The organism is Marinobacter sp. C1S70, assembly GCF_000475355.1.
Classification (GTDB): Bacteria; Pseudomonadota; Gammaproteobacteria; order Pseudomonadales; family Oleiphilaceae; genus Marinobacter; species Marinobacter nauticus.
On the sequence record NZ_AXBW01000029.1, the window covers coordinates 164,340 to 182,732 of the forward strand.

Below are 18,393 nucleotides of genomic sequence, written 5' to 3' on the forward strand. Positions count from 1 at the left end.
GGGTTATAGCCAATGAGTACGCTTGACCAAAAGATCAACGAACACTTCCCCGGGTTGGTGGTGCGCAAAGACCTGGTGAAAACGGTCAAGGGCAACGCCATCGTTCCCTCATACGTGCTGGAGTATCTGCTCGGCCAATACTGCGCCACTAACGACGAGGCCACGATTAAAACAGGGATTGAAACGGTCAAGGAGATTCTGGCCAAGCACTATGTCCACCGGAACGAGGCCGGACTGGTGCGCTCGAATATCAAGGAAAAGGGGCGCTACAAGGTTATCGACAAGATCAGTGTGGCCCTGAATGAGAAGACGGATGCCTACGAGGCGCAGTTTTCCAACCTGGGAATCAAGAAGGTATTGGTGGATTCTGGGACCGTCAAGGCCCACCCCAAACTGCTGGTAAGCGGCGTATGGTGCATTGCGGACATCGAATACGTATTTTCTGAAGACCAGAACGTCAGCCCCTGGATTCTGTCCACCCTCAAGCCGATTCAGCTATCGCACTTCGACTACGACGCCTACGTTGCCGCGCGGCAGCAGTTCAGCACCGATGAGTGGATTGACCTGCTGATCCAGAGTATCGGCTTTAACCCGGAGATGTTCGGACGGCGCAGCAAGCTGACGCAACTGGTCCGATTGATTCCGTTCTGCGAGCGGAACTACAACCTTATCGAACTTGGCCCCAAGGGGACGGGTAAATCCCACGTTTACTCCGAATTCTCGCCCCATGGGATCCTGGTTTCCGGTGGTGAAGTCACCGTACCCAAGCTGTTTGTGAATAACTCCAGCGGCAAAATCGGCCTGGTGGGCTACTGGGATTGCGTGGCCTTTGACGAATTCGCCGGTAAACAGAAGCGAGTCGACAAGGCCCTGGTCGACATCATGAAGAACTACATGGCCAACAAGTCCTTCTCCCGTGGCGTGGAAACCCTGGGCGCCGAGGCGTCCATGGTGTTCGTGGGGAACACCCGGCACACTGTTCCTTACATGCTGAAGCATTCAGACCTGTTCGATGAACTGCCGGACAAGTTCTACGATTCTGCCTTTCTGGACCGGATCCACTTCTATATTCCGGGATGGGAGGTCGACATCATCCGGGGCGAGATGTTCTCCGACGGCTATGGCTTCGTGGTGGACTACCTTGCAGAAATCCTGCGCTCGATGCGGAACTACGATTACTCCGACCAGTATAAGGAGCACTTTACCCTTTCTTCGGATATCTCGACCCGTGATCGGGACGGTATTAACAAGACCTTTTCCGGCTTGATGAAGATCCTGTTCCCCCAGGGGGGAGCGACCAGGGAAGAGGTTGAAGAAGTGCTGCGCTTTGCCATTGAGGGGCGCAAGCGGGTCAAGGACCAGTTACAGCGGATTGATACCACCTACGGCGAAGTACGCTTTTCCTATCAGGATCAACAAGGCCAGGAAATACTGGTCACGACACTTGAGGAGGAAGAGTACCCAGGCTACTACCACCAGACGGTCTCGACTCCTGATGACGAGGGAGTAGAACCCGAGCCAACAGCGGACGTTAAAGGTGTCGAGCCAGAAGAGCTGAATGCCCCCGAGCCAGTACTGGAAGAAAAGCACCTGACCTTCCAGGAAAATCAGAAGGGCATCTCATTCGACGGCTTGTTTGGCGCATACCTGAAAGGAGCCAGCAAGATCACCGTCACAGACCCCTACATCCGGCTTTTCTACCAGATCCGCAATTTCATGGAGTTTCTCGAAGCCATCGTGAAGAACAAGGCCGAAGAAGATGAAGTGGAGGTTCACCTCGTCACCGTCAGGGACGAGTTCAAGGGTGACCTGCAAGACGAGAGTTTTGAAAAAATCCAGGAATCCGCTCGCACCGTGGGCATCGACTTCACCTGGGCGTTTGACGAAAGCGGCACCATTCACGCCCGTCATATCGTTACGGACCACGGCTGGAAGATATCGCTGGATCGGGGGTTGGACATCTTCCAGCACTACGAGATGAATGAAGCCTTCGCGTTTGCCAACCGGTTGCAGCAGTTTCGGTCTAGCAAGGCCTTCGAAATTACCTTCATCAAACAGTCATAGATCCACCCGGCAGTGCAATGGGAGGCGGTGTGTCAGGCGCTCGCTTCCCACTCCCACCAGGACTGAAACAGCTCGTCACCACCCGGCACATAGGTGTGAACCTCCCGGCCATTCCAATCCAGCGCCAGAACCTGCAACGCAGCCTGTTGCAGCTCGGCATCCAAGGCCCTCAGCCGGTTCAGCTCGAATGGCCAGTGACTCGCGTTATATAGGCCAAGCAGGAATCGCCGGATATGCCGGGCCTGGCCGCCTCCACTATGAGCGGCGTCGATCAGTATTGTGAGAGCCGGAAGCCCCGCGTCCTCCCGCAGCTGCCTCCGCTTTTCTTCCTGTTCCAGCAAAAATAGAAAGCTTTCGGGAAGCATGGCTGTTTTGTCCGTCATGTGCATAACCTCATATCGACTTCACGATTATGCTGCCATGGACGACGCAGTAGGCACGGCTCTCAAACTGCCCGTTTTGGGCAAGAACACCGGTTTGCCCCGAATTTATTTCAGATCGCCATTGTGTCGGGGTGATTTTTTTCGGAACTTTCGCTCCAGGAACGCTTCCAGCCGGTCCGCGTTGCGGTAGGCCACAACGCAGATAAAAAGTACAACTGCGACAAAGCTCAGGAATGCAATCAGTGTGGCAGATAGGTTCAGCATATTCACGTCTCCAATAGTTGACTGCCCTTTGAGGGCAGTTTGTTGGTTTCAGGCCACAGCATCGGCCTGTCTTTGTTCTTTGGCGACAGACGCAATCAAGTGCCGCGAGCAACTCAGCATCTCCTGGATCTCGCTGTAGCTGTGGCCACTGCGTAGCAGGCTGGCGATGTGCTGTCTGCGCTTCAGGTCTGGTTGCCGCCCCTGGTACTTGCCCTCCGTTTTTGCTTTATGAATGCCCTGGAACTGCCGGCGCCGACGGTCTTCGTAATCTTTGCGGGCCACGGCAGCCAGCATGTCGAGCATCATGGCGTTGACCGCTCGTAGAATGGAGTCGGTGAATCCGGTGTCGTCTTTCTTTTCCAGAGCGAGCCAACTGGTTGGTAATTCCGGGGAGACGATGGCTAACCGCTTGGCGGCCAGCTTTTGCTTGAGGGAGTCCCAGTCACTTTTTTTGAGGCGAGCCAGCCGGTCGATCTGTTCGACCAGCACAATGTCACCCTCACCGGAATCTGTGATCAGCTTCATCAGCTCGGGTCGGTGCAAAGTAGCGCCGGACACGTTCTCCACGTAGAAAGCGGCAATACGCTGACCGTGGTTGGCTGCGAACTGTACCAGTGACTCCCGGGCTCGCTCCGCATTCTGTTCCTGCGTGGATGCCCGAAGGTAGGCTCGAATAAACATCGTCGGTTCCTCAGTCTGTTATAAGTGGTTCTCTCTGGCCGGTCTGGTTTAGGTGGTTCTGGTGGCCGTTACCGGGTTCGAACCTCTGGTTCTCCTGATCTGTACCCATAAGGAACCACCTCAAGAGTCGAGAAACTCCCCGAACGGATCGTCCGCTCGATAAATCTGGTTGATTCTGTCGTCATCGAAGAAACCCTCTGTACCGCCATTGCTCCCATTGCCGGAAGTTGCCTTGTTGCCCGCGCCGGTTGCCTCCTCATCACTGCCTCGACTGAACGACGCCATCTTTTGTTCGAATTCAGGAAACGTCATTTCCCCATCGGGTCCCTTGGCGAAAACCGTCTTGTAGGCATCGACTACGGCCAGTGCGAAGCGAATGAACAGTGCGACCACCCAGAGCACGAACAATAAATACCATGCGTAAAGCGCTGCATCGGTACCCCTAAAGGCGAGCTCCACAACGCCGATCCCGGCGAGCCCCACTGTTACGATTTTTGCCACTCTTACCATGGCCTCAGTCCCCGATAGTTCTTTACTTCGAAGCTACCAGAACCTGAGAAAATGCAAGTTTTTCCCGGCGTCAGGCCGCTGCGGCTTGCCCGGCCAGCCACGGCGGTTTCACCTTGCTGTAGGCATCGTTCGTCATCGCCCTCAAGTCCTGCTCGAGCTCGACCCAGCAATGGGGAGCGGTGGTCATTCGGCTCAGTCGGTCCTCCGCGTATCCGATCCGGCATTGATGGAAAATGCCTCGCTCGCTCAGGGCATTGCTGATCACAAAAGTCATGTAGACGCTATCGACTCTCAGGTCCTCCAGCGGCAGCAGTGCCAACTCAAGTTCATCGTGCCAGTCACTCATGGTCGGGCTCCCTGAACATCAGCTGTTGGCCCTGTTCATACAACACCGGATAGGGGAGCGGCTCGCCGTCCTGGATCACGGTGTTCGGTGGAAAGTACATCACTATCCAGGGAGGCATGCCGGCGCTGACAGCGCCATAGAATTCATCTACAGGAAAGGTACGTTCATGGCCGGACTGCCGAAATACCAGTCGGGAATATTTCTCGGGATGGTTGGCAGCGATGTTGTAACTGGCTGCTTCACGGCCGATGACATAGCTTGGTGTCTTCCAGTGATTCGGTTGTTGGATGTTATAGGCGATGATGCAGTTGCTATCGGCACAGCCATATCGCTCGACTGTTACCGACCACAGCATGAGCGGGTTCCCATCAATCTCCGGCGTCTTCACGTCTGTGAGCTTCGTTACATTTATCGCCATCGACTCGGCGGCCTGGGTGATGGCCTCATCTACAACGGCAACATAGTGGTCATAGGCGTCATCCTCGTTCGCCGCCAGTGATTCCGGCATCCAGCCCATCAGGCTGGGTCGCGCCGAAGGGTTGTCCGGCGTCATCATGATGTCAGTGGCGTTGAAGAACAGCGTCTGGGTGCCGGTAAGATGACGAAGCGGCGCATCTAATGAGGTGGCCAATCTGGCCAGGTCGAGGGCGCTTACCAGCAAACCCTTTCGATGCGAGCGCGTCCCGTCTGGTGAATCCCGCAGGTCCTGATCGTAGACGCCGCCGGCACGGGCCAGATTCAGTGCGCGGGATGATTCGTCGTCATAGTGTCGAGGCATGACAGCGCAACCCGCGAGCGCGGCTGTAGTTACAGCAAAACAAATGGTCTTCAACTTGGTCATTTTGAACTCCTGCGTTTTCTAAAATACTCGCATGAAGTTGCAAATACGCAAGAGGGAAATGGAAAAATTGGTAATAGAATCAATAGTTTGTGGTGTCAGTACAAACTTCGGTGTATCAGCGGTGGTGCATCGGGAGTGTCGCTCTTGCTAGACTTGCCAGCAGGATTTTTTCGGTTGAGGCGAGGTGTTGGTAAATTGGAAAAGGATCAGAAATTCCCAGTTTCCCACTTATCCCAGTTTATAAGCATGGGTAGTAACCGACCGGGCCAATAGAGAAAAAGTTTCTATTCATGCAAGAAACAGCGGGATGACGACTGCCTGAACGATACTGGTCTGCGCTTTAGTGCCGATGTGCCGGTGGAAGTCATTGAACACATGCCATCGGAGCAGATCGGGCCGGACGCCGACCAGTACGACATCCTCGGCACCAAAACCTCCTACCGGCTGGCCCAGCGGGCCTCCAGTTACGTGGTGCTGAAGGTGGAACGCCCGGTGTTCCGGCGCAAAGGGCACCGAGAAGCCTGCGACAACACCGGCTCTATTTAACGTGCTGCACAACAGCCTGGCCGATGTCAGCCTGCTGGTGGACAAGTTTCAGTCCCCCTGCCGTTGTATCGTCAGCACCAGCGCATCCAGCAATCCGGCATCACCATCAGCCGCAGTACCCTGACCAAGCTGGTCAAGCGAGCCATCGACCTGCTGCGCCCCATTGTGGATGCGCAGACCGACAACGTGCCGCGCAGCCGGTACTGGCCATCGACGAAACGCTCATCAAGGCCGGCCACCAGGGCCGGTCAGGCCCCCAAAAAGGCAAGATGAGATCCGGCTGGTTCTGGCGGCTGTCTGGCGATGCTGGCGAAGTGGTGTCATCCTGACCGACAGAACAAACAGCCCGAGGCCCCGTCGCTTGCGGTGGCCAGGATCCACCTTGCCGGCAGACTCGGCTTTGCAGTTGATGAGTCTGGCATAGGAAGCGAACTTCTGAACTGACTCAAAGCGCTGGATATCACCGATTTCGTAGAGAATGGTCAGCGCTAGGATGCGCCCTACACCGGGAATGGTCCTTAGCACACTCAGAGAAGTGGGATTATGTTGTTTGGCTTGCCGCTCCAGGTGTTCTTCAAGCTTGCTCAGCTCACGGTGATAGCACTCGATGATGGCCAGTCCGAGATTGATGTTGTGCTGGACATCCTGTCCGGCAAAGGCCGCCTGAACCTGTTCCCGGACTCCCACATTCTTAAGGTTTACCTTATTGGGTGGCAGATTGTATTGGCTGGTGGTGTTCACCACGTGGGTTTTGAGCATGGCCCCGTGCTGGACGATGCGGAAGCGTCGTCGCAGTAGGTCGCGGGTGGCCCGCATCTCGTTGGGATAGGTGTAGGCCAGCGGGAAGTTGCCGTCCTTTGATTTCCTTGTGTAGCAACACCTCCCCCTGCTGGTTGATGATACAGACGTACAGGCATGCAGCAGATCGACTCCACAATAATGATGGTAGGTGCTACGATAAAGTTTATTGAGTCTTCTCCCTTGTGGTGTTTGGTCGCCTTCCAGCTTAGCGGTCAACCGCTAGACTGGGGAGAGGGCTTAATAAGTATCAGGACAGTGACATGGACCCGCAAATCCCTCGGGATCAGTTTCCTTTCACCAGTGTCCGGTTAGCAAGGCGCTGGCGCAAGTTGCTGGATGAGCGCCTGAAAGACCTGGGGGCTACCCAGGCTCGCTGGTTCACCATGGTCTGCCTGCAGCGTGATGGTGGAGGGCTGACATAGCGGGAGATAGCCCACCTGATGGTCATCGAGAATCCGACATTGGTCCGCCTGCGTGTTTTTGAGTAGGTTATGGAAAGCGCGTGACCAGGAGGTGAAGCATGCTACCTAAGGATATCGTTGTCTTTCTTGAAGAGGCTCGGCCCTATGACCGGCGACTGGCGATCGCCGCTGACATCGCCGCGAGCTGGGATGCCTGTCTGATAGCGGTGTTTGTGGCAACGCCACTGAGAGCGATGCCTCATGCGTACGCTGTGGCCGGCCCCGCCATGCGCACCTTGCTCGATCAGCATCGCGTGCGTGTTCGGGACGCAGAGACTCAGGTCAGGGAGCGGTTTGAGGCAATGGTTCGCGCAAGGGGTATTAACGCAGAGTGGCGCTTGTCCGAGAGCGAGTTAGCGGAGGAATTAATGCTACACGCGCGCTATGCAGGGCTGGCTTTGGTCCCTCCCTTCGAAAGCTCCCCCGAACCTTCCATGACGGTCAGGATGGCCGAGCATGTTATCTTCGGGTCTGGACGCCCGACTATACTCATTCCAGACGAATGGCCGGCCGGACGGATTGGACGACGTATCGTTGTTGGCTGGAACGCTAGCAGGGAGGCAACACGAGCTGTCGGCGATGCGTTACCCTTCCTGGCCCAGGCAGAAGCAGTGAAGGTGGTTTGTGTCTGCGATGAACCGGATGGCGAGCTGGAGTGTAGAGAAGATTTCGGCGCGGACCTGTGTCGCCACCTCGCGCGTTATGGCGTACAGGTAACACTGGAACAAGTCGACGGTGGTAAGGTCGGCCCGGTGCTACTCGAGCAGGCGCGGGCGTTCCATGCCGACATGCTGGTGATGGGCGCCTATGGCCATACGCGGCTCACCCGACTGGTGCTGGGTAGCGCTACTCGAACTGTACTCTGTCAAGCGTCAATCCCTGTGCTGGTGTCGCGTTGACTATAAACGAACGCGCTGGCGGGCTATTGACGGAGCCCTTCGGAAAGTTCCTTAGTAGCTGGCCTGAGAACCTGCTTGAGTTGCATGTCGTTTTGGCGCAAAACTGGTTAGTGAGTAACGTAGACTTGCCTAAATGATTAGCTTACGATTTACTGTTGCTGAGTCAGCAATATCAGGTCAGTGATATGGACCCGCAAATCCCTCGAGATCAGTTTCCTTTTACCAGTGCCCGGGTAGCTAGGCGCTGGCGAAAGTTACTGGATGAGCGCCTGAAAGACCTGGGGGTTACCCAGGCTCGCTGGTTTGCCATGGTTTGCTTGCAGCGTGGTGGTGGAGGAATGACTCAGCGGGAGTTAGCCCATTTGATGACCATCGAGAATCCGACATTGGTCCGTCTGCTTGACAGTCTTGAGGAGCAGGGTCTGATTGAACGACGGCCCTGTAAGCGTGATCGGCGCGCCAGGCTGCTGTATCTTACCAATGCCGGTGAATGCTTTATGAGCGAACTGAATGAACGGGCGAATCTATTGCGAGAGGAGATGCTGAAGGGCATTGAAGACAAGGATCTGGAAGTCGCCCTGCGTGTGTTTGAGCGGGTTATGGAAAATTCCGCCAACCTCAAAAATTCCTGAACCCGAGACATTTTTCAGGCGCGGGCGACAAGATTAGGATTGGAGCATTCCGCAAATTCCGCCGGCACAGGACAATTCCATCACGGCTGGCAGTCAATTATTAAGTGTGTTACGTTTAGTTTATACTGAACGAAATGAACATAATGTGCGGCAGTCGTCCTAGCCTTTTTGGCCGATCATCGAATTAACGGGCATGGGAAGGTGGGGCAGCATCCGGGAGTAAGTTCTTTGCAACCGGTTCAACCCGCCTTGGCAGAGGGCGCTTCATTGAAATCTCGACGTTGCAGAAAGCGTTATCGGAATTGGTTCTCAGGTCTGTTGCTGGGTTCTCTTGTGACATCAGCTTCCGCTGAAGGCCTGCTGTCCCTGAAAGTGGAAAACGATGCGTTTTCCGCCGGCGGCGATGGTCAATATACCAACGGCGTAGAGGTGATCTGGGCCTTTGAGCCCGCCGATCAACACTGGACCCGTCGTCTTGCGGATATTATTCCGGGCTGGTCTGGCAGTAGTCTTGCCGGCGCAACATACCGGCTGGGGCAACAGATGTATACGCCGGAAGACATAGAGGTTGAAACCCTTATTGAAGATGACCGTCCCTATGCCGGCCTTTTGTTTGGCGGGATTTCGCTACTGAGCGAAAGGGAGCACGGTGGTTTGCGTTTGGCAGACAGCCTGCATATCGACGTGGGCATCGTAGGACCGGCTTCCGGAGCTGAAGTAGTCCAACGAAATTTCCACGAACTGATTGCGGCAGACAAACCGAGGGGCTGGGACAACCAGCTTGACAACGAGCCAGTCATTAATTTTGGTTACGAACGTGCCTGGCTAGTTCAACAGGATCTCGCTGAGCTGACTGTTGAATATGGGCCGTCTGCCGGGTTCGCGCTCGGCAACCTGTATACCTACGCTTCCGGCGGCCTGGGGTTTCGTTTGGGGGAGGGGCTTGATCGTAGTTTCGGCATTCCGTCAGTCGCCCCCTCGCAAGGCGGGCAATCCTCTTTTCGGCGGGATCAGGGCTTTAGCTGGTACCTCTTCGCTGCCGTTGAAGGGCGCTATATGGCGCACAACCTGTTGCTCGACGGCAACAGTTTCGAGGACAGCCACTCGGTTGATAGCCGCGAATGGGTTGGCGACGCCCAGGTGGGTGCGGCATTGACCTGGGATCGCTGGCAGATCGCTTACACCTACCTGTGGCGCAGCGAGGAATTCGAGGAAAAGGACGGCGTCGATCAGTTTGGATCGATCGTTCTGTCTACCTGGTTATAAACGAAGGCATGGATCGAACGGTTTTTGAGTCTTTGGCCCATTCAGAGGTTAGTTTTATGCAGACAGAGAAGAGTTTGATGGCGCGTCTATTTGGGGTCCGCATGTTGCCAGTGTGGGTGGCGGCTTTGTTGCTGGCCGGTTGCGACAATTCCTCCGGTCAGGCAAAGGCTGAGCGGTCTGCACCGCCGCCTCCGGAAGTCGGGGTTGTTGAAATGCAGCCTCAGCGTGTGAACCTTTCAATGGAGCTGCCGGGCAGAACCGCCGCTTACCGTATCTCGGAAGTGAGGCCGCAAGTCACGGGCATTTTGCAGGAGCGCTTGTTTGAACAAGGCGCCCAGGTCAAAGCAGGTGAGGTCCTCTACCAGATCGACCCCAACCGATACCGTGCTGCCCATCAGCGGGCCCAGGCAGAACTGGAGCGCGCACAGGCCGAATTGCGACAGGCGCAGCGGGAGTGGGCACGTACGTCAGACTTGTTTGAGAAGAATGCGGTCAGCAAGCGTCAACGTGATGAAGCGCTATCGGCCTTGGAGGCAGCCCGGGCGGATGTCTCCCGATCCCAGGCGATGGTCGAAACGGCGGGTATCGATCTGGCGTATACCGAGGTCAAGGCTCCCATCGCCGGGCGCATTGGCCCGACACTGTACACGGAGGGTGCGCTGGTAACCGCCAATCAGCCCCAGGTCCTGGCGCGCGTGGTTCAGCTTGATCCCATGTATGTCGATATTCAGCTACCGGTCGAAAAACTGGCTCGAATTCGGTCGTCTCTGAATGAGGGCGCGGCTTCTAAGCCCGGCCTAAATGAAGCCGAGACTGTTTTGTTGCGCGATGACGGTACTCTCTATCCGCATAAGGGACGCGTTGACGTTGCGGATGTTACCGTCAACCAAAGCACCAGTTCGGTCACTGTGCGGGCGGTTTTCCCCAATCCTGACGAAGACCTTCTGCCTGGAATGTACGTGCGCGTTCGCCTGAGCGAGGGGGTGCGGGAGAACGCCCTTCTGGCGCCGCAGCAGGGCGTGAGCCGTAATCCGCAAGGCGAGGCCACGGCGTTGCTGGTCAACCCGCAGGGAGAAGTTGTTGCCCGCCAGTTAGAGGCAGAGCGGGCCATTGGCGCTTTCTGGCTGGTGGAGAACGGGTTAGAGCCGGGGGATCGCCTTATCGTCTCCGGTCTGCAAAAGGTTCGGCCAGGGGCCAAGGTGAAGCCGGTTGAGGCAGATGTTCCATTACATCCCACCCAAAACCAGCAAGCCAGTGGCAAGGATAGTTCACAGAAAAGCGCCTCCGACGACGAGGGCCCCGCACAATGATTAATTTCTTCATTTCCAGGCCCGTTTTTTCCTGGGTTCTGGCCATTGTCGCCATGTTGGCGGGCATCATGGCGATCTTCGTTTTGCCGGTCCAGCGATACCCGTCGGTGGCGCCGCCGGCGGTGGAGATTCAGGCCGATTATCCTGGCGCCTCGGCGGACACCGTGTCCAATACGGTGGTTCAGGTCATTGAACAAGAGATGACCGGCCTCGACAATTTGCTCTATATGGGGTCAACAGCGGATTCCTCAGGCCACGCTACGGTTACTCTCACCTTTGCGGCGGGCACCGATCCGGACATTGCCCAGGTCCAGGTGCAGAACAAGCTCAAACTGGCGGAACCGCGGCTCCCGGAGGTGGTGCGCCAGCAGGGGATCAGCGTCGAGAAATCCAGCACCAGTTTTCTGATGGTAATGGCATTCGTCTCTACCGACGGTCGCCTCAGCAAGCTGGATATCGCCGATTTTATCAGCTCCGAGTTAGCCGAACCCATTGGACGGGTAACTGGTATCGGCAGCGTGCAGGTTTTCGGCTCTGAATATGCGATGCGGATTTGGCTGGACCCTTCGGCGTTGACCAATTACGGCCTGACCGTCGCCGACGTGAGCGCCGCCATCGAGGCGCAAAACGCCCAGGTCACCGCCGGCCAGCTCGGCGGGCTGCCCGCGGTCGAGGGTCAGCAGCTCAATGCCACGGTCACCGCCCAGACCTTGCTCACCTCAACCGAAGAGTTCCGCAACATCCTGCTCAAGAGTATGCCCGACGGGTCCCGGGTGCGCCTGGGGGATGTTGCCCGCGTTGAGCTGGGCGGCGGTGCAGTCCAGATTGACACTTTCTACGATGGCGAGCCGGCAGCCGGCCTTGGCATCAATCTGGCGCCGGGTGCCAACTCGCTTGCGGTCACAGAGGCTGTTAAAGCGCGGCTCCAGGAGCTCGAGCCGTATTTTCCGGAAGGGGTGGAGATTCGGTATCCCTACCAGACGGCCCCCTTCGTGGAGGCCTCCATCGACGCGGTGGTCACAACCATCATCGAGGCAATCGCCCTGGTGGTCCTGGTCATGCTGGTATTTCTCCAGAGTTGGCGGGCTACCCTGATACCAGCGATCGCAATCCCGGTGGTGCTGCTGGGCACCTTTGCGATCATGGCGGCCTTCGGCTTTTCCATCAACATGCTCACTCTCTTCGGTCTCGTATTGGCGATCGGCCTTCTGGTGGATGACGCCATCGTGGTGGTTGAGAACGTCGAGCGTGTGATGCATGAGGACGGCCTGAGCCCGATGGAGGCGACGCGCAAGTCCATGGGGCAGATAGCCAGCGCGCTGATTGGCATCGGCGTGGTGTTGTCTGCGGTGTTTATCCCGATGGCCTTCTTTCCGGGCTCCACCGGGGCAATCTATCGGCAGTTTTCCCTGAGTATTGCTGGTGCCATGGTGCTTTCGGTGCTGGTGGCTCTGATTCTGAGCCCCATGCTGTGTGGTCGGATCCTCAAGCCCACGCATGAAAGAACCTTGCTGCAAAAACTGTTCGGCTGGTTTGAGGCAGGCCTGGGGCGACTGACCCGGGGCTATGTCCGCCTGGTTGGCCATACGGCGCGCCACGCCTGGCTCTACACACTGGCGTTCCTGGGCATCGTCGGCCTGGTGGCCGTTCTCTTTGTGCGGTTGCCCGGCGGGTTCCTGCCCGCGGAAGACCAGGGGTTCGCCGTGGTGCAGTATCAGTTGCCCGCCGGTGCGACCCAGCAGCGCACAATCGATACGATTCAGGTTATCGAAGATTACTTCATGGACCAGGATGAGGTGCAGGGCCTCTTCACAATCGCTGGTTTCAGCTTCGCTGGCCGGGCGCAGAACGCGGGACTGGCGTTCGTCAATCTCAAGCCATGGAGTGAGCGCGATCCCGAGACGCAAAGCGCCGACGCGATCATTCAGCGGGCGAACCGGGCGCTTGCCGGGCTGGTGCGTGATGGGCGGGCTTTTGCTTTCAATTTGCCACCGATACCGGAATTGGGGCAGGCCCTGGGCTTTGAATTGCGTTTACAGGATCGGGGTGCCATCGGGCATGAAGCGCTCATGGCAGCGCAAGGTCAATTGCTGCAGTTGGCGGCCGAAAGCCCCGTGCTGACGAGTGTGCGCCCCAACGGTTTGGCGGACAATCCCCGCTACAAAGTGGACATTGATTACGAAAAGGCGCAGGCCCTTGGCATAGAGCCGTCCGAGATCAGTCGACTTCTGTCGGTGACCTGGGGCTCGCAATACGTTAACGATTTTCTCCATGAGGGGCGGGTCAAGCGAGTCTATGTTCAGGGTGATGCCCCTTTCCGGATGCTGCCTGAGGATTTTGAGGCGTGGTATCTGCGAGCCGCTAACGGAGAGATGACCCCGTTGAGCGAAGTGACGAACGGACGCTGGGAGTATGGCTCACCGCGCCTTGAGCGTTTCAACGGTGTTCCGTCCCGTCAGATTCAGGGTGAGCCGGCACCGGGCTACAGTACCGGTGAGGCCATGGCGGAGGTCGAACGTTTGATCGCTCAACTCCCGGACGGTGTGGCCGGCGCCTGGAGCGGCCTGTCCTATCAGGAGCGCCAGGCCGGTGCCCAGGCATCCCTGCTTTACGCGCTGTCGGCACTGGTGGTGTTTCTGGCGCTCGCCGCGCTCTACGAAAGTTGGACCATACCCATTTCCGTGATGCTGGCGGTGCCCTTGGGCGTACTCGGGGCGGTACTTGCAGCGATGGTTCGCGGGCTTCCTAACGACGTCTTCTTCCAGGTTGGCATTCTGACCACCGTTGGTGTGACTGCGCGCAACGCTATACTTCTGGTGGAGTTCGCCCGCTCGTTAGAGGATCAGGGAATGAAATTGATCGAGGCAACCAAGGAAGCGGCGCGAGTGCGCTTGAGGCCGATTCTGATGACATCGGTTGCTTTCGGCATGGGTGTGTTGCCGCTTGCTTTCGCCAGTGGTGCCGGTGCAACCACCCGTATTGCGATAGGAACGGCGGTTCTTGGCGGCATGATTTCGGCAACGATACTGGCGACGTTCTTTATTCCACTGTTCTATGTGGTCGTCCGCCGTATCACGGATTTTCTGAGTGGCTCCAGAGACCAGGATGACTCGGCTGCGGCCGCTCCCGGACGGGCAAATGGAGGTGTGGCTGATGACCGTTAAGATATTGCTGGCCACTGTGATGGCGTTGTCGCTTGGTGGCTGCTCACTCGCGCCGACTGTTAAGAAGCCCGAGCCGTCGATGCCGGAAAACTGGACGTCCGCACGACTTTCGGCGGACGAGAAACTCCCTCTGGACTGGTGGCGTGGCTATGGCGATCCGGCACTTGTCACGCTTGTTGAGGAGGCACTTGATGCCAACAACGATCTGCAGCTCGCCGCTGCCCGGGTTGCCGAAGCAAGGGCGCTCCTTACCGGACAGCAGGCAGAACGATACCCACTTCTGGAGGTGGAGGGCTCCGCGGTGCGCCAGGGCCCGAGTGAGGAGTCCGTCAACAGTACTGGTGGTCAACCCTTCAATGATATCCAGGTTGGCGGTGTTCTATCGTACGAGCTGGATCTCTGGGGGCGGCTTGCCAATGCCAGCGAAGCAGCCCGGGCACGGCTTCTGGCCAGTGCAGCGAATCGCGAGGCCGTGCGACTGGCCGTGATTGGTGAGGTGGCCAATGGTTACTTCAATTTGCGTGCGCTTGATCGTCAGATCGACATCGCGGAACGCACCGTGTCGTCCCGCCGCGAATCGGTCGCCCTGCAACGGGCCCGGTTTGAAGGAGGCGAGATTAATGAATTGGCCCTGCGGCAGGCAGAATCCGAGCTTGCGGCCGCTGAATCCGAACTTCCGAGGCTTCGCCAACAGCGCTCCCTTCAGCGAAACGCCTTGGCAGTGCTTCTGGGGCGAGATCCACAACGGATTGTACGTAGTGATATTTCCGTAGCGAATACCATTGGTGAGATGGATGTTCCGGCCAGTATCCCTGCAGGCCGACCAGCAGATCTGATGGTTCGGCGACCCGACATTGCCGCAGCCGAACAGGAATTGATCGCGGCCAACGCCGAAATCGGTGTTGCCCGGGCGGCGTTTCTGCCCAGGATTTCATTCGAGGGGCTGCTGGGCCTGCGAAGTGCGTCCGGTGGCGACTTGTTCCAGGGTTCGGCATCCACGTGGCAGTTGGGCGGCTCGTTAGTCGGCCCGTTGCTGGACTTCGGGCGTTCCGAGGCACTAGTCAATCAGGCGGAGGCGCGTCAACGCCAGGCCCTGATTGCGTATCGTCAGGCCATTCAGGTGGCGTTTCGGGAGGTGCTCGACGCGATGGCCGGGGTGCGTGGTACCGAAGATCGCCTGGAAGCGCAGGCCCGGCAGGTAGCAGCACTGCGAAGCACGGCTAAACTTGCGCGATTGCGCTTTGAGGGTGGCGCGTCCAGTTACCTGGAGGTGCTGGACGCTGAACGAAGCCTGTTTACAACCGAACTTGATCTCGTGGAAACGCGGCGCGATCACTTGCAGTCGACGGTTAATTTGTATCGCGCGCTGGGCGGGGGTTGGCAGAATTCATTGCAATCTTCTGATTATGAAAACACTGACTGAATCAGACAGGCGTTTTATTGAGCGCCTCGGTCTTCAGGCTCAATCTGAAGGCTTTTCCCGCATCGCTGGGCAACTTTGGGCGACACTGATCGTGTCGGATGGTCCCGTCAGCTCATCGCAGCTTGTGGATACGTTGCGTGTCAGTAAGGCGAGCGTCAGTACGAATACGTGCTTTCTTGAAAGACTCGGCATTGTTGAGCGTCGAACAATGCCGGGTGAGCGCCAGGACTTCTTCGCGATTCGTCCCCATCCCTACGCTGCCTTGGTGGAAGGGCAGATAAAACGGCTCGAGGCCAGAAAGGAGGTGATCGCCGAAGCCAAGGCAACCATTACCAATGAACAAACGCTTGCCAAGCTGGCTGATCTGGATCAGTTCTACACCCTGTATTATGAGAGCTCCAAAGACCTTCTAAAGCAGCTGAAATCTCAAATCCATGGACATAAAAAATAATAACATCAAAGGTTTAACCTTGGATTTAATCCGGGCCTGAAGGAAACGCGGGCTATGTCAGAGCAACCCTGGCTGGTGTTACTGCGAGGAGGCCTGAATGGTTTTTGCCATCTGGAATGTCTGGTCAGCGGCTCAAAGCAAAGCAGACTAATTAAATTGCCTCTTGCGCACCTATCTACTGATAGGTAAATTAAACGTCGTATGCTTAATGACCAACAGAGGTAACCAATGAAAATTTACGACACTGAAGGCTTTCCCAACCCGCTGCGCGTTCGCATTGCCCTTGCCGAGAAAGGTGCCACCGATAAAGTGGTGTTTGTCCCGGTGGATGTCATGGGTGGTGAACACCGTACCACTGATTTCAGGGCAAAGAACCCCGATGCCACCGTGCCGGTACTGGAGCTTGATGACGGCACCTGCATTGCACAGTGCAACGCCATCACTGAGTACCTTGACGGTGTGTTTGACGGGCCCTCCCTGACGGGCGCCTCGCCTAAAGAGCGTGCGGTTATCGCGATGATGAATATTCGTGCCGAATCCGGTTTGATGAATGCGGTGGGCGCGTATTTCCACCACGCAACCCGGGGACTGGGGCCCGACCTTGAGACATGGCAATGTCCTGACTGGGGTAATAAGCAGAAAGAGGTCGCTCAGTCCACGATGGCCTATCTCAACGAGGTGCTTGCGGAAAACGAGTTTCTTGCTGGTGACCGTTTCACTGTTGCGGATATCACGGCTTATGCCGGACTGGTGTTTGCAGAGTTCGCCAAGGTTGACATTCCCGGTCACCTGGATCATCTCCTGGCCTGGCGTGCCCGGGTCGCGGCCCGTCCGTCGATTACCGGCTGATGCCCGGGCCTTTTGGCTTGGCGGACTGATTAACCGGAGGACAGAGCATGGAAATCAATGCAGATTTCACAAAGCCCGTGGTCATTGATACTGACCAGCTTGAGTGGCGCCCTTCACCCATGAAAGGGGTGGAGCGGCGAATGCTGGATCGTATCGGTGGCGAAGTGGCCCGTGCCACCAGTATTGTGCGGTATGCGCCAGGCAGCCGGTTCTCGGCGCACACTCATGACGGTGGTGAGGAATTCATCGTACTTGACGGTGTGTTTCAGGACGAACATGGGGATTATCCTGCGGGAACCTATGTGCGGAATCCGCCAACCACCTCTCATGTACCAGGCTCTGCCGAGGGCTGTACGATTTTTGTCAAGCTCTGGCAGTTCGACCCGGCGGACCGCACCCAGTTCAGCAAAAACATGGAAGCGGAACTGGGTGCTCCGGTGGAGGGCATTTCCACCTCGCTCCTGCATGAGGACGAGCGTGAAACGGTCACTCACCGCAAGCTTGAGCCCGGTGCTAACTTGACATCAGAGGCGGCCGGCGGGATCGAGGTGTTGGTCCTGGACGGCGATGTCACGGTAAACGATGAAGTGCTGGGCAGGAATGCTTGGCTGCGTCTGCCCGAAGGAGAAGCATTGTCCGCAACGGCCGGAGCCCGTGGGGCGAAAATCTGGATGAAGACAGGGCACCTTCGGTTTGTCAGGACCCCTGAAGTGTAACCAGCAGGAGCCTGAACATTTCTGGGCTGCCAAAGAGCCAAAAAGGGCTTGATCAGGGGAAGGAATCGTAACCTTCCCCTGATCAAGGTGCCATACACGGCAACTGCCTGAGTGAACGACGTTAACCATTGACTAATTATGAACCGTGACACAAGAACCGCCCTGTTAGACTTCGCAGAGCGCACCGCCCGATCAAGAGGGTTTGACGGATTCAGCTATGCGGATCTCGCGAAGGCCATTGGCATCAGAAAGGCTTCCATTCATTATCATTTTCCGACCAAGGCGGACTTGTCGGAGCGTTTGATCGAGCGGTATCACACCAGCCTGAAAGAGCGGCTGGTTGAAATAGAGGCGGCCTGTTCCAGCGCCGGCGAACGCCTGAGTGCTCTCATCGCTGTGTACCGAAGTGCCCTGCATGACGGCCAGACCGTCTGCCTGTGCGTTGCCTTTTCAATCTGTCGCGAAAGCCTGCCCGAGGCGGTTGTCAACCGGGTGGGTAGCGTTCGGGCAATGGTGCTGGACTGGACCAGGGCAACCTTTGAACTGGGCCTGAGGGATGGGTCAATTTCGTCCATTTCTGATCCCTCACAAGAAGCCTGCGCAACCCTGGCCACGCTGGAAGGCGCCCACCTGGCGGCACGCACAGCACAAGACCCAGCTCCATTTGATGCGGCTACACAACTTTTAAGGGCTCGCTGCCAAAGTGCTTCGGAAGGGAACAACACTGGCGCTTGAATGGCAGTGAATGAGACGCGACAGAAAGTCGTGACATTAACCTGTTATCAG

The 18,393-nt window shown here is 57.0% G+C and carries 19 protein-coding genes and 2 pseudogenes; 14 read left to right on the plus strand and 7 right to left on the minus strand.

The annotated features are described in order from the left end of the window. Nucleotides 1-12: 12 nt before the first annotated feature. Nucleotides 13-2,064 (plus strand): BREX system Lon protease-like protein BrxL, encoded by a 2,052-nt coding sequence (brxL, locus tag Q669_RS10450; RefSeq protein ID WP_022992174.1) that lies wholly within the window; start codon nt 13-15, stop codon nt 2,062-2,064. A 32-nt stretch (nt 2,065-2,096) separates the two neighbouring features. Here the strand turns inward: brxL and Q669_RS10455 are convergent, their stop codons facing one another. The 6 genes from Q669_RS10455 to Q669_RS10475 all read right to left on the minus strand — a co-directional run bounded on the left by Q669_RS10455 (nt 2,097) and on the right by Q669_RS10475 (nt 5,089). Beyond that, nucleotides 2,097-2,447 carry a hypothetical protein gene (locus Q669_RS10455; RefSeq protein WP_081699727.1) on the minus strand — a complete coding sequence of 117 codons (351 nt, stop codon included), beginning with the start codon at nt 2,445-2,447 and terminating at the stop codon, nt 2,097-2,099. 105 nt (nt 2,448-2,552) lie between these two features. Continuing rightward, nucleotides 2,553-2,711 carry a hypothetical protein gene (locus Q669_RS19730; RefSeq protein WP_022992176.1) on the minus strand — a complete coding sequence of 53 codons (159 nt, stop codon included), beginning with the start codon at nt 2,709-2,711 and terminating at the stop codon, nt 2,553-2,555. 48 nt (nt 2,712-2,759) lie between these two features. After that, complete coding sequence (locus Q669_RS10460; RefSeq protein WP_022992177.1) at nt 2,760-3,392, minus strand: recombinase family protein; 633 nt, start codon at nt 3,390-3,392, stop codon at nt 2,760-2,762. Nucleotides 3,393-3,512: 120 nt separating this feature from the next. Beyond that, on the minus strand, nt 3,513-3,902 hold the full coding sequence (locus Q669_RS10465; protein WP_011784116.1) for a hypothetical protein: 390 nt from the start codon (nt 3,900-3,902) through the stop codon (nt 3,513-3,515). 70 nt (nt 3,903-3,972) lie between these two features. Further along, nucleotides 3,973-4,248: a hypothetical protein gene (locus tag Q669_RS10470; RefSeq protein WP_011784117.1), complete on the minus strand. Its 276-nt coding sequence runs from the start codon at nt 4,246-4,248 to the stop codon at nt 3,973-3,975. Further along, entirely contained in the window at nt 4,241-5,089 is an 849-nt protein-coding gene (locus Q669_RS10475; protein ID WP_011784118.1) for a hypothetical protein, read from the minus strand. Before Q669_RS10475 ends, Q669_RS10470 begins: the two co-directional genes overlap by 8 nt. A gap of 375 nt (nt 5,090-5,464) precedes the next feature. Between Q669_RS10475 and Q669_RS19860 the strand changes: the two genes are divergently transcribed. Then, entirely contained in the window at nt 5,465-5,635 is a 171-nt protein-coding gene (locus Q669_RS19860) for a hypothetical protein (RefSeq protein WP_220150157.1), read from the plus strand. Nucleotides 5,636-5,698: 63 nt separating this feature from the next. Continuing rightward, nucleotides 5,699-5,908, plus strand: coding sequence for an IS66 family transposase (locus Q669_RS19865; RefSeq protein WP_022988836.1), 210 nt, complete (start codon nt 5,699-5,701; stop codon nt 5,906-5,908). On the opposite strand, the pseudogene Q669_RS19735 reads toward Q669_RS19865, so the two are convergent. Further along, nucleotides 5,861-6,493, minus strand: a pseudogene (locus Q669_RS19735) (transposase); the annotation flags it as partial. The gene Q669_RS19865 and the pseudogene Q669_RS19735 overlap by 48 nt on opposite strands. A 203-nt stretch (nt 6,494-6,696) precedes the next feature. Here Q669_RS19735 and Q669_RS10490 point away from each other — a divergent pair. The 11 genes and pseudogenes from Q669_RS10490 to Q669_RS10540 all read left to right on the plus strand — a co-directional run. Further along, nucleotides 6,697-6,855 (plus strand): annotated as a pseudogene (locus Q669_RS10490) (MarR family transcriptional regulator); the annotation flags it as partial. A gap of 101 nt (nt 6,856-6,956) precedes the next feature. Beyond that, nucleotides 6,957-7,796 carry a universal stress protein gene (locus Q669_RS10495; RefSeq protein ID WP_022992179.1) on the plus strand — a complete coding sequence of 280 codons (840 nt, stop codon included), beginning with the start codon at nt 6,957-6,959 and terminating at the stop codon, nt 7,794-7,796. A 185-nt stretch (nt 7,797-7,981) separates the two neighbouring features. After that, complete coding sequence (locus Q669_RS10500) at nt 7,982-8,428, plus strand: MarR family transcriptional regulator (RefSeq protein ID WP_022992180.1); 447 nt, start codon at nt 7,982-7,984, stop codon at nt 8,426-8,428. Between the two features lie 315 nt (nt 8,429-8,743). Further along, nucleotides 8,744-9,694 (plus strand): lipid A deacylase LpxR family protein, encoded by a 951-nt coding sequence (locus Q669_RS10505; RefSeq protein WP_036149435.1) that lies wholly within the window; start codon nt 8,744-8,746, stop codon nt 9,692-9,694. A gap of 77 nt (nt 9,695-9,771) precedes the next feature. Beyond that, nucleotides 9,772-11,004: an efflux RND transporter periplasmic adaptor subunit gene (locus Q669_RS10510; RefSeq protein WP_227501085.1), complete on the plus strand. Its 1,233-nt coding sequence runs from the start codon at nt 9,772-9,774 to the stop codon at nt 11,002-11,004. Next, complete coding sequence (locus Q669_RS10515) at nt 11,001-14,168, plus strand: efflux RND transporter permease subunit (protein WP_011784126.1); 3,168 nt, start codon at nt 11,001-11,003, stop codon at nt 14,166-14,168. Before Q669_RS10510 ends, Q669_RS10515 begins: the two co-directional genes overlap by 4 nt. Beyond that, nucleotides 14,158-15,591 (plus strand): efflux transporter outer membrane subunit, encoded by a 1,434-nt coding sequence (locus Q669_RS10520; RefSeq protein WP_036149443.1) that lies wholly within the window; start codon nt 14,158-14,160, stop codon nt 15,589-15,591. Before Q669_RS10515 ends, Q669_RS10520 begins: the two co-directional genes overlap by 11 nt. Continuing rightward, nucleotides 15,575-16,042, plus strand: coding sequence for a GbsR/MarR family transcriptional regulator (locus Q669_RS10525; RefSeq protein ID WP_011784128.1), 468 nt, complete (start codon nt 15,575-15,577; stop codon nt 16,040-16,042). Before Q669_RS10520 ends, Q669_RS10525 begins: the two co-directional genes overlap by 17 nt. A 228-nt stretch (nt 16,043-16,270) precedes the next feature. Continuing rightward, a complete protein-coding gene (locus Q669_RS10530; RefSeq protein ID WP_011784129.1) occupies nt 16,271-16,891 on the plus strand; it encodes a glutathione S-transferase family protein in 621 nt (206 codons plus the stop codon). Nucleotides 16,892-16,938: 47 nt separating this feature from the next. Further along, the gene (locus tag Q669_RS10535) at nt 16,939-17,607 is read left to right on the plus strand and encodes a cupin domain-containing protein (protein ID WP_011784130.1); all 669 of its coding nucleotides are present in this window, start codon (nt 16,939-16,941) and stop codon (nt 17,605-17,607) included. Nucleotides 17,608-17,745: 138 nt separating this feature from the next. Beyond that, on the plus strand, nt 17,746-18,342 hold the full coding sequence (locus tag Q669_RS10540) for a TetR/AcrR family transcriptional regulator (RefSeq protein WP_011784131.1): 597 nt from the start codon (nt 17,746-17,748) through the stop codon (nt 18,340-18,342). The last annotated feature ends 51 nt before the right edge of the window (nt 18,343-18,393 follow it).

Bases quoted from the DNA above. Each gene is read 5' to 3' on its own strand.
- Q669_RS10525 (WP_011784128.1), top strand. From the start codon at position 15,575: ATGAAAACACTGACTGAATCAGACAGGCGTTTTATTGAGCGCCTCGGT.
- Q669_RS19730 (WP_022992176.1), bottom strand. From the start codon at position 2,711: ATGCTGAACCTATCTGCCACACTGATTGCATTCCTGAGCTTTGTCGCA.
- Q669_RS10495 (WP_022992179.1), top strand. From the start codon at position 6,957: ATGCTACCTAAGGATATCGTTGTCTTTCTTGAAGAGGCTCGGCCCTAT.
- Q669_RS10540 (WP_011784131.1), top strand. From the start codon at position 17,746: ATGAACCGTGACACAAGAACCGCCCTGTTAGACTTCGCAGAGCGCACC.
- Q669_RS10530 (WP_011784129.1), top strand. From the start codon at position 16,271: ATGAAAATTTACGACACTGAAGGCTTTCCCAACCCGCTGCGCGTTCGC.
- Q669_RS10535 (WP_011784130.1), top strand. From the start codon at position 16,939: ATGGAAATCAATGCAGATTTCACAAAGCCCGTGGTCATTGATACTGAC.
- Q669_RS10455 (WP_081699727.1), bottom strand. From the start codon at position 2,447: ATGACGGACAAAACAGCCATGCTTCCCGAAAGCTTTCTATTTTTGCTG.
- Q669_RS10465 (WP_011784116.1), bottom strand. From the start codon at position 3,902: ATGGTAAGAGTGGCAAAAATCGTAACAGTGGGGCTCGCCGGGATCGGC.
- Q669_RS10515 (WP_011784126.1), top strand. From the start codon at position 11,001: ATGATTAATTTCTTCATTTCCAGGCCCGTTTTTTCCTGGGTTCTGGCC.
- Q669_RS19860 (WP_220150157.1), top strand. From the start codon at position 5,465: ATGCCATCGGAGCAGATCGGGCCGGACGCCGACCAGTACGACATCCTC.
- Q669_RS10500 (WP_022992180.1), top strand. From the start codon at position 7,982: ATGGACCCGCAAATCCCTCGAGATCAGTTTCCTTTTACCAGTGCCCGG.
- Q669_RS10520 (WP_036149443.1), top strand. From the start codon at position 14,158: ATGACCGTTAAGATATTGCTGGCCACTGTGATGGCGTTGTCGCTTGGT.
- Q669_RS10510 (WP_227501085.1), top strand. From the start codon at position 9,772: ATGGCGCGTCTATTTGGGGTCCGCATGTTGCCAGTGTGGGTGGCGGCT.
- brxL (WP_022992174.1), top strand. From the start codon at position 13: ATGAGTACGCTTGACCAAAAGATCAACGAACACTTCCCCGGGTTGGTG.
- Q669_RS10470 (WP_011784117.1), bottom strand. From the start codon at position 4,248: ATGAGTGACTGGCACGATGAACTTGAGTTGGCACTGCTGCCGCTGGAG.
- Q669_RS10475 (WP_011784118.1), bottom strand. From the start codon at position 5,089: ATGACCAAGTTGAAGACCATTTGTTTTGCTGTAACTACAGCCGCGCTC.
- Q669_RS10460 (WP_022992177.1), bottom strand. From the start codon at position 3,392: ATGTTTATTCGAGCCTACCTTCGGGCATCCACGCAGGAACAGAATGCG.